The organism is Kitasatospora sp. NPDC032757 (assembly GCF_055579305.1).
The window spans coordinates 1-9,100 of record NZ_JBVINN010000079.1; the positions used below are offsets into that span (position 1 = coordinate 1).

Sequence of the window (9,100 nt, forward strand, 5' to 3'; positions counted from 1 at the left end):
GCCTTGGCGCCCGTGTTCTGGAACACCTGGACGTTGGCGACCAGCTTGGTCACGTCGTTCTGCGAGTTGCTCACCGGCAGCGTGTTCAGGCCCTGGGCGGTGGCGTCCTGCTTGACGTACTGCGCGTAGGAGTTCCAGAAGTCGGAGTCCGCACGCGGCAGGTCGATCCCGAGTGCGGGCTTGCCACCGCCGGCGGAGTCCAACGCGCTGCCGCGGTTGCAGGCCGTGGCGAACCCCGCCAGGACGATCACGGCGGCGGCCGTGGCCGCGATTCTGGAGGAGCGAGGCTTCATGGTGCTGATCTCCTTGGCTGGGACGTCCGGTCCCCCGTGGACGGGGATCCGGCGTGGCGGGAGGCCGGGAGGCCGTCCCGGTGGGGCGAAGCGGGCAGGGGAGCCGGCCTCCCTTCCAGCCCTCACCAGGAGGGAGGCCGGTTCCTGGTTGCGGCGGTCCGTGGCAGACGGAGCCGGATCGCGCTTCCCGCAGTCATCGGATGGCTTGCAGGCCAGGAGGACCATACGAGCCTGACATCTGACTGACAAGAGGAAACCTGGGATGATTCTCAACCGTGACGTCCAGGTTTCCGTCCCGTGTCATGAGTGAAGTGGTACTTCCGCCCTGAGCTGCCAATTTGATGGTTCTTTTGAGGGCGCACGAGTCGAAGGGCCCAGCAATCATCGGATGACTTCTTGCGGTGGCGTGACGAGGCTCGTATGGTCGGGGCGTCACAGATTCATCCGATGTGTCGGCCGGTGAAGAGTCCCGGCTCGCAGACTTAGGACGGGAGCAGGGCATGAAGCTACTGCGGATCGGACCGGCGGGAGACGAGGTTCCGGCGGCACTCGGCGACGACGGGCGGGTCTTCGCACTCACGGGCGTGACCACCGACATCGACGGGGCGTTCCTCGCGTCGGGCGGGATCGATCGCGTCCGCGACGCTCTTGCCGCCGACACACTTCCCGAGCTCGACCCCTCCGGCCTGCGGGTCGGAGCGCCGGTTGCCCGGCCGGGCAAGGTCGTCTGCATCGGCCTCAACTACCGCGACCACGCCGAGGAGACCGGCGCTGCCGTCCCCACCCGGCCAGTGGTCTTCATGAAGGACCCGTCCACCGTGGTCGGCCCCCACGACCGGGTGCTGATCCCGCGCGGCTCGGCCAAGACGGACTGGGAGGTCGAACTCGCGGTCGTGATCGGCCGCGAGGCCCGCTACCTGGACTCGCCCCAGCAGGCCCTCGCCCATGTCGCGGGCTACGCGATCAGCAACGACGTGTCCGAGCGGGAGTTCCAGTTGGAGTACTCCGGGCAGTGGGACCTCGGCAAGTCCTGCGAGACCTTCAACCCGCTCGGCCCCTGGCTGGTCACCCCGGACGAGGCCGGCGACCCGCAGGCGCTGGGCCTTCGTCTGGCCGTCAACGGCGAGACCCGCCAGGACGGCAACACCAAGAACATGATCTTCGACGTCGCCCACATCGTCTGGTACCTCAGCCAGTACATGGTGCTCAACCCCGGAGACGTCATCAACACCGGCACCCCGGCCGGCGTGGCCCTGGGCCTGCCCGGCACCCCCTACCTGCGCGCGGGCGACACCGTCGAACTGACCATCGACGGCCTCGGCACCCAGCGCCAGACCTTCGCCAACGCGTGAAAGGCACCACCTTGTCCGCAACCACAGCGCGGATCACCGCCGTCGACACCTACGACATCCGCTTCCCCACCTCGCGGGAGCTGGACGGGTCCGACGCCATGAATCCCGACCCCGACTACTCCGCCGCCTACGTCGTCCTGCGCACCTCCGACGGCGAGCCCGCGGGCCACGGGTTCACCTTCACCATCGGCCGCGGCAACGACGTTCAGGTCGCCGCCATCGACGCGCTGCGCCCGCACGTCGTCGGACGTTCCGTCGCCGAGCTGTGCGCCGACCCCGGCTCCCTCTCCCGCGACCTGATCGGCGACAGCCAACTGCGCTGGCTCGGCCCCGAGAAGGGCGTCATGCACATGGCCATTGGCGCCGTGGTCAACGCCGTCTGGGACCTCGCCGCCAAGCGCGAGGGCAAGCCGCTGTGGCAGCTGCTCGCCGACGCCGACCCCGAGTGGTTGGTCTCCCAGGTCGACTTCCGCTACCTCACCGACGCGCTCACCCCCGAGGAAGCGCTGGAGCTGCTGACCAAGGGCAGACAGGGAGCCGCCGACCGTTCCCGGCACCTGCGGGAGGTCGGCTACCCCGCCTACACCACCTCGCCCGGCTGGCTCGGGTACTCGGACGAGAAGCTCACCCGCCTCGCCGCCCAGGCGGTGGCCGACGGCTTCGGCCAGATCAAGCTGAAGGTCGGCGCCGACCTGGAGGACGACATCCGCCGCTGCCGCGCCGCCCGCCAGGCCGTCGGCCCGGGCATCCGGATGGCGATCGACGCCAACCAGCGCTGGAACGTCGCCGAGGCGATCGAGTGGACGAACGCCCTCGCCGAGTTCGACCCCTACTGGATCGAGGAACCGACCAGCCCCGACGACGTCCTCGGCCACGCCGCCATCCGGCGCGGTGTCCACCCGGTCAAGGTCGCCACCGGCGAGCACGTGCAGAACCGCATCGTCTTCAAGCAACTGCTCCAGGCCGGCGCCATCGACGTCCTCCAGCTGGACTCGGCCCGGGTGGCCGGCGTCAACGAGAACCTCGCCATCCTGCTGCTCGCCGCCAAGTTCGGCGTCCCGGTCTGCCCGCACGCCGGTGGCGTGGGCCTGTGCGAACTCGTCCAGCACCTGTCGATGTTCGACTACGTCGCGCTCTCCGGGACCACCCAGGACCGGGTGATCGAGTACGTCGACCACCTCCACCAGCACTTCCTCGACCCCGTCGTCATCGACAACGGCCACTACCGGGCGCCCACCGTACCCGGCTTCTGCGCCACCATGCACCAGGCCAGCATCGACACCTACACCTACCCCGACGGCGCCTTCTGGGCAGCCGACCTGGCCGGCGGCGACAAGGATGAGCTTTCATGAGGACCGACCTCGACGGGCTCACCGCCCTGGTCACCGGCGGCGCCTCCGGCATCGGCCTGGCCACCGCCCGACTGCTCGGCGAACGCGGTGCGGACGTCGCCGTTCTCGACCTCGACCCGAGTGGTGTCCCCACACCGCTGCGCGGCTTCACCGCCGACGTCGCCGACGACCACTCCGTACGCGCGGCCGTCCAGGCGGCGGCCGAGGCACTCGGCGGGATCGACATCCTGGTCAACAACGCCGGCATCGGCGCCGCCGGAACCGTGGAGGACAACCCGGACGAGCAGTGGCACCGCGTCCTGGACGTCAACGTGCTCGGCATCGTCCGCACCACCCGCGCCGCCCTGCCGCACCTGCGCCGCTCCGCCTCCGCCTCGGTGGTCAACACCTGCTCGATCGCCGCCACCGCCGGACTGCCCCAGCGCGCGCTGTACTCGGCGAGCAAGGGCGCCGTCCTGTCGCTCACCCTGGCCATGGCCGCCGACCACGTCCGCGAAGGCATCCGGGTCAACTGCGTCAACCCCGGCACCGTCGACACCCCGTGGGTCTCACGGCTGCTCGACGCCGCCGACGACCCGGCCGCCGAGCGCGCCGCACTGAACGCCCGGCAGCCCACCGGGCGGCTGGTCAACGCCGAGGAGGTCGCCGCAGCCATCGCCTACCTCGCCTCCCCGGCCGCCGCCAGTGTCACCGGCACCGCTCTCGCGGTCGACGGCGGCATGGCCGGCCTGCGCCTGCGACAGGAGCCACGCCAGTGAAGCTGCGCCACCGCCCGCTCGGCGGCGGCAGGGTCCAGGTCACCGAACTCGCCTTCGGCGCCGCCGGCATCGGCAACCTGTTCACCCCGGTCACCGACGAGCAGGCCGAACAAGCTGTCACCGCCGCTTGGGAAGCGGGCGTACGGTACTTCGACACCGCCCCGCACTACGGTCTTGGCCTGTCCGAGCGGCGACTCGGCGAGGCCCTGCGGGCGTTCCCCCGGGAGCAGTGCACGATCTCCACGAAGGTCGGACGCCTGCTGGAGCCGGCCCCCTCCGGCGGCGACGACCTGGCCAACGGCTTCGCCGTGCCCTCCACCCACCACCGCGTCTGGGACTTCAGCGCCCAGGGGGTGCGCCGCTCCATCGAGGACAGCCTGAACCGGCTCGGCCTCGACCGGATCGACATCGCCTACCTGCACGACCCCGACGACCACGCCGAACAGGCACTCACCGAGGCCTACCCGGAACTCGAACGCCTGCGGGCCGAAGGCGTCCTGGGAGCGATCGGCGTCGGCATGAACCAGGCCGAGCTGCCCGCCCGGTTCATCCGCGAGACCGACCTCGACGTCGTCCTGCTGGCCGGCCGCTACAGCCTCCTCGACCAGCGGGGCCTTGCGGAACTGCTGCCACTGGCCCACCGGCGCGGCGTCGGCGTCGTGATCGGCGGCGTCTTCAACTCCGGCCTGCTCGCCGACCCGCGGCCCGGTGCCACCTTCGACTACACCGCGGCCCCCGCAGACCTGCTCGACCGGGCCCTGGAGTTCAAGGCGGTGTGCGAGAGGTACGGTGTGCCGCTGCGCGCCGCCGCCCTGCGCTTCCCGTTCGGGCACCCGGCGGTGGCGAGCGTCCTGGTCGGCACCCGCAGCGCCGCCGAGGCCCGGGACGCCGCCGCTATGCTCGATCACCCCGTCCCGGCGGCGCTCTGGGCAGAACTCAGGGACCGCGGTCTGCTGCGGGAGGGCGTCCCCGCCCCCGAGGAGGTGAGCTGATGCGCATCGCCCTGTTCATCACCTGCTTCAACGACACGATGTTCCCCGAAACCGGCCGCGCGGTGGTGACCGTACTGGAGCGGCTGGGCCACGCCGTCGACTTCCCGCAGGAGCAGACCTGCTGCGGGCAGATGCACTTCAACACCGGCTACCGCCCCGACGCCGTCCCGCTGGTGACCCGCTTCGCCCGGACCTTCGCCGACTACGACGCCGTCATCACGCCGTCCGCCTCCTGTGCCGGAATGGTCAAGGAGAACCACCCGTTGCTGGCCCGGGAGTACGGGCCCGCCGGCCTCCAGCAGCAGGTCGCCGAACTGGTGCCCCGGGTGTACGAGTTCACCGAGTTCCTGACCGACGTTCTCGGCGTCACGGACGTCGGTGCCCGCTTCCCGCACCGCGTCGCCTACCACCCCACCTGCCACTCGCTGCGCGGCCTGCGCCTCGGCGACCGCCCCGACCGCCTGCTGCGCGCCGTCCGGGACATCGACCTCGTGGACCTGCCGGCGGCCGACTCCTGCTGCGGTTTCGGCGGCACCTTTGCCGTCAAGAACGCCGACACCTCCGCCGCGATGCTCGCCGACAAGAACGCCGCCGTCCTGGACAGCGGAGCCGACGTCCTGTGCGCCGCCGACAACTCCTGCCTGATGCACATCGGCGGCGGACTGTCCCGCCAGGGCTCGGCCGTGCGGACCGTGCACCTGGCCGAGATCCTCGCCGCGACCGAAGGAACCGCACGATGAGCAACCCCGGCAGCCGTGGCGTCGTCTGGCTCGGCTCCCCGTCCTTCCCCGACGCCGCCCGCGAGGCGCTCGGCAACACCCAGCTCCGCGCCAACCTGAAACGCGCCACCACGACCATCCGCGACAAACGGCTCGCGGTCGCCTCCGAGCTGGACGACTGGGAGCAGCTGCGCGACGCCGCCGCCGCGATCAAGAACCGCACCGCACGCCACCTCGACCACTACCTCGTCCAGTTGGAGGCCGCCGTCACCGCCGCGGGCGGCACCGTGCACTGGGCCTCGGACGCCGCCGAGGCCAACCGCATCGTCACCGAACTCGTGAAGGCCACCGGCGAACGCGAGGTCGTGAAGATCAAGTCCATGGCCACGCAGGAAATCGGCCTCAACGAAGCCCTCGCCGAAGCCGGCATCACCGCCTACGAGACCGACCTCGCCGAACTCATCGTCCAGCTCGGCGACGACCGGCCTTCCCACATCCTCGTCCCCGCGATCCACAGGAACCGCACCGAGGTCCGGGACCTGTTCACCGCCGAGATGGGCCACTGGGGCCAGCCCGCGCCCGACGGGCTCACCGACTCACCCGCCGAGCTGGCGGATGCGGCCCGGCTGCACCTGCGGGAGAAGTTCCTCACCGCCAAGGTCGCCGTCTCCGGCGCCAACTTCGCCGTCGCCGACACCGGCACCGTCATGGTCGTGGAGTCCGAGGGCAACGGCCGGATGTGCCTCACCCTGCCCGAGACCCTGATCACCGTGATGGGCATCGAGAAGGTCGTCCCCACCTGGCAGGACCTGGAGGTCTTCCTCCAGCTCCTGCCCCGCTCGTCCACCGGCGAGCGGATGAACCCCTACACCTCCACCTGGACCGGGGTGACGCAGGGCGACGGCCCGCAGGCCTTCCACCTGGTCGTGCTCGACAACGGACGCACCGATACCCTCGCCGACACCGTCGGACGCCAGGTCCTCGGCTGCATCCGCTGCTCCGCCTGCCTTAACGTCTGCCCCGTCTACGAGCGCACCGGCGGCCACGCCTACGGCTCCGTCTACCCCGGACCGATCGGCGCCGTCCTCACCCCGCAGCTCGTCGGCGTGGAGAACGCCGCTTCGCTGCCGTTCGCCTCCACCCTGTGCGGAGCCTGCTACGACGCCTGCCCCGTGAAGATCGACATCCCTGAGGTGCTGGCCCACCTGCGGGCCAAGGCCGTCGAGAGCAAGCCGAAGCGGGTGGAGGCGCTGGCCATGAAGGCCGCCGCCACCGTCCTCGACTCCCCGCGCCTGCTCTCCGCCGCCCAGAAGGCGGCCGCAATCGGCGGCCGGGCCCTGGCCCGGAACGGGCGGATCGGCCGACTGCCGGGCCCGCTGCACGGCTGGTCCGACACCCGCGACACCCCCGCACCCCCCGCCGAGTCCTTCCGCACCTGGTGGCGAAAGAACAGGGACCAAGAAGCATGAACAGCCGTCAGGCCATCCTCGGCCGTATCCGCGCCGCGCTCACCGACGTCCCCGCCGGCGAACTGCCCAGCGACGTCCCCGTACCCCGCGCCTACCGCCGCAGCCACACCGAGCCGGGCGAGGACATCGTCGCCCTGTTCGCCGAGCGGGTCGCCGACTACCGTGCGAACGTCACCCGCACCGACCAGGCGGGCCTGCCGGCCGCCATCGCCGCCGCGCTCACCGCGTGCGGCGCGAAGAACCTGGCACTGCCCGGCGGCTTTCCCGCCGAGCTGCTGCCGCCCGGCGACTGGCAGTGGCACCGGGAACCGCTGGACGTCCAGGCCCTGAACGCCCTGGACGGCGCCTGCACCCTCGCCGCCGTCGGCATTGCCGTCACCGGGACCATCGTCCTCGACGCCGGCCCCGGCCAGGGCCGCCGCGCCCTCACCCTCGTCCCCGACTACCACCTGTGCATCGTCCGCACCGAGCAGATCGTCGCCGACGTCCCCGACGCCCTCGCCCGCCTCGACCCGCGGAACCCACTCACCTTCATCTCGGGGCCGTCCGCCACCAGCGACATCGAACTCGACCGCGTCGAGGGCGTGCACGGCCCCCGCACCCTGCACGTCATCATCGTCGACCACCCCACCCACCCGGAGAAGCCATGAGTGTCGCCCTGCACACCCGCCTCCGCCCGGACCGGATCGCCGAGTACGAGGCCGCCCACCGGGACGTGCCCGCCGAACTCGTCGCAGCCATCCGGGCCGCCGGCGTCACCTCGTGGAGGATCTGGCGCAGCGGGTGCGACCTGTTCCACCTGCTGGAGTGCGAGGACTACGCCCGGCTCCTCGCCGAACTGGAGCAGCTCCCGGTCAACGTCGCCTGGCAGGAGAGGATGGGCGAACTGCTCGACATCAGCCACGACTACTCCGACGCCGGTGCCGGGGCCGGCCTCCCGGTGGTGTGGGAGCTGTGACCGGACGTCGGATCGTCGACGCGCACCACCACGTCTGGGACCTCGACACGCGGCCGCAGCCCTGGATCAGCGGCGAGGCCCTCGCTCCGCTGGCCCGCTCCTTCACCGCCGCCGACCTCGCCCCCGAAGCCGCGGAGGCCGGGGTGGCCGCCACGGTCGTCGTGCAGACCGTGTGCGTCCCCGAGGAGACCCCCGAACTGCTGGCGCTGGCCGACGGCAGCGACCTGATCGCCGGCGTCGTCGGCTGGACCGACCTCACCGCCCCCGACGTCGCCGACGCGCTCGCCGCCCTGCGTGAACTCCCTGGCGGGGAACGACTGGTGGGCATCAGACACCAGGTCCAGGAGGAGCCCGACCCCGCGTGGCTGCTGCGCCCCGACGTCCAGCGCGGCCTGCTCGCCGTCGCCGAGGCCGGCCTCGCCTACGACCTCGTCGTCAAGCCGCACCAGCTGCCCGCCGCCGCCCTCGCGGCCGCCCGGCTCACCGGCCTGACGTTCGTCCTCGACCACCTCGGCAAGCCCCCGGTCGCCGACGGCACGCTCCACCCCTGGGCAGCGGACCTGCGCCGCCTGGCCGCGCTGCCCAACACCGTGGCAAAGCTCTCCGGCCTGGTGACCGAGGCCGCCCCCGGCCGGTGGCGGACGGAGGACCTCACGCCGTACGCCGACACCGCCCTGGAGGCCTTCGGCCCGCAGCGGCTCCTCTTCGGCTCCGACTGGCCGGTCTGCACCCTGGAGGCCGGCTACACCGAGGTCACCCGGATCACCCGGCGCCTCGTGGACGGGCTCAGCGCGAGGGAGAAGGACGCGGTGTTCCGGCACAACGCGATCCGCGTGTACGGGCTCGGCGGCCAGCGCTGGCCTGCCGAGGGACGTGCAGGCCCGACGGGTCCGTAGCCGACCCAGACGAAGGACGGCTCGTCCGGGGCAGCTGCCGCACGGACGGGCACCGGTGGATCGTGCCGGACCGCTTTGACCTGTCGCGGTCAAGGTGATCTGGGCGCCGCTGTGGAAGCTATGCTGCAACGATCAGGACCAGGGAGGCAACGGCGTGCCAGTCACCGACTCGGCGATCGAGAAGATCAAAGCCATGATCGTCAATGGTGAGCTGCGCCCCGGTTCGCGACTCCCCAACGAGGCCGACCTGGCCGAGCGGCTCGGTCTGTCGCGCAACTCCCTGCGTGAAGCGGTGAAGGCCCTCTCGCTCA

At 71.5% G+C, this 9,100-nt stretch carries 10 protein-coding genes and 1 pseudogene; 10 read left to right on the plus strand and 1 reads right to left on the minus strand.

Going from position 1 to position 9,100, the window contains the following annotated elements; genetic code table 11:
- A pseudogene (locus ACZ5WK_RS39670) lies at positions 1 to 293 on the minus strand (sugar ABC transporter substrate-binding protein); the annotation flags it as partial.
- Positions 294 to 793: 500 nt separating this feature from the next.
- Here ACZ5WK_RS39670 and ACZ5WK_RS39675 point away from each other — a divergent pair.
- The 10 genes from ACZ5WK_RS39675 to ACZ5WK_RS39720 form a co-directional block, all read left to right on the plus strand.
- Positions 794 to 1,645, plus strand: coding sequence for a fumarylacetoacetate hydrolase family protein (locus ACZ5WK_RS39675; protein WP_465555358.1), 852 nt, complete (start codon positions 794 to 796; stop codon positions 1,643 to 1,645).
- An 11-nt stretch (positions 1,646 to 1,656) separates the two neighbouring features.
- On the plus strand, positions 1,657 to 2,997 hold the full coding sequence (locus tag ACZ5WK_RS39680; protein WP_465555360.1) for an L-fuconate dehydratase: 1,341 nt from the start codon (positions 1,657 to 1,659) through the stop codon (positions 2,995 to 2,997).
- On the plus strand, positions 2,994 to 3,755 hold the full coding sequence (locus ACZ5WK_RS39685) for an SDR family NAD(P)-dependent oxidoreductase (RefSeq protein ID WP_465555362.1): 762 nt from the start codon (positions 2,994 to 2,996) through the stop codon (positions 3,753 to 3,755). The genes ACZ5WK_RS39680 and ACZ5WK_RS39685 overlap by 4 nt, the downstream gene beginning before the upstream one ends.
- A 2-nt stretch (positions 3,756 to 3,757) precedes the next feature.
- The gene (locus ACZ5WK_RS39690; protein WP_465555374.1) at positions 3,758 to 4,747 is read left to right on the plus strand and encodes an aldo/keto reductase; all 990 of its coding nucleotides are present in this window, start codon (positions 3,758 to 3,760) and stop codon (positions 4,745 to 4,747) included.
- On the plus strand, positions 4,747 to 5,487 hold the full coding sequence (locus ACZ5WK_RS39695; RefSeq protein WP_465555364.1) for a (Fe-S)-binding protein: 741 nt from the start codon (positions 4,747 to 4,749) through the stop codon (positions 5,485 to 5,487). Before ACZ5WK_RS39690 ends, ACZ5WK_RS39695 begins: the two co-directional genes overlap by 1 nt.
- Positions 5,484 to 6,935 (plus strand): LutB/LldF family L-lactate oxidation iron-sulfur protein, encoded by a 1,452-nt coding sequence (locus ACZ5WK_RS39700; RefSeq protein ID WP_465555366.1) that lies wholly within the window; start codon positions 5,484 to 5,486, stop codon positions 6,933 to 6,935. The genes ACZ5WK_RS39695 and ACZ5WK_RS39700 overlap by 4 nt, the downstream gene beginning before the upstream one ends.
- Positions 6,932 to 7,585: a LutC/YkgG family protein gene (locus tag ACZ5WK_RS39705; protein ID WP_465555368.1), complete on the plus strand. Its 654-nt coding sequence runs from the start codon at positions 6,932 to 6,934 to the stop codon at positions 7,583 to 7,585. The genes ACZ5WK_RS39700 and ACZ5WK_RS39705 overlap by 4 nt, the downstream gene beginning before the upstream one ends.
- Positions 7,582 to 7,893, plus strand: coding sequence for an L-rhamnose mutarotase (locus tag ACZ5WK_RS39710; protein WP_465555370.1), 312 nt, complete (start codon positions 7,582 to 7,584; stop codon positions 7,891 to 7,893). The genes ACZ5WK_RS39705 and ACZ5WK_RS39710 overlap by 4 nt, the downstream gene beginning before the upstream one ends.
- Positions 7,890 to 8,789: an amidohydrolase family protein gene (locus ACZ5WK_RS39715; RefSeq protein ID WP_465555372.1), complete on the plus strand. Its 900-nt coding sequence runs from the start codon at positions 7,890 to 7,892 to the stop codon at positions 8,787 to 8,789. The genes ACZ5WK_RS39710 and ACZ5WK_RS39715 overlap by 4 nt, the downstream gene beginning before the upstream one ends.
- Before the next feature lie 154 nt (positions 8,790 to 8,943).
- Positions 8,944 to 9,100, plus strand: a 157-nt coding sequence (locus ACZ5WK_RS39720) for a FadR/GntR family transcriptional regulator (protein WP_465555376.1), incomplete at its 3' end; no start/stop codon positions are given.

Excerpts from the sequence above, each read along its gene's own strand:
- ACZ5WK_RS39675 (WP_465555358.1), top strand. The coding sequence starts at position 794 with ATGAAGCTACTGCGGATCGGACCGGCGGGAGACGAGGTTCCGGCGGCA.
- ACZ5WK_RS39685 (WP_465555362.1), top strand. The coding sequence starts at position 2,994 with ATGAGGACCGACCTCGACGGGCTCACCGCCCTGGTCACCGGCGGCGCC.
- ACZ5WK_RS39695 (WP_465555364.1), top strand. The coding sequence starts at position 4,747 with ATGCGCATCGCCCTGTTCATCACCTGCTTCAACGACACGATGTTCCCC.
- ACZ5WK_RS39700 (WP_465555366.1), top strand. The coding sequence starts at position 5,484 with ATGAGCAACCCCGGCAGCCGTGGCGTCGTCTGGCTCGGCTCCCCGTCC.
- ACZ5WK_RS39705 (WP_465555368.1), top strand. The coding sequence starts at position 6,932 with ATGAACAGCCGTCAGGCCATCCTCGGCCGTATCCGCGCCGCGCTCACC.
- ACZ5WK_RS39710 (WP_465555370.1), top strand. The coding sequence starts at position 7,582 with ATGAGTGTCGCCCTGCACACCCGCCTCCGCCCGGACCGGATCGCCGAG.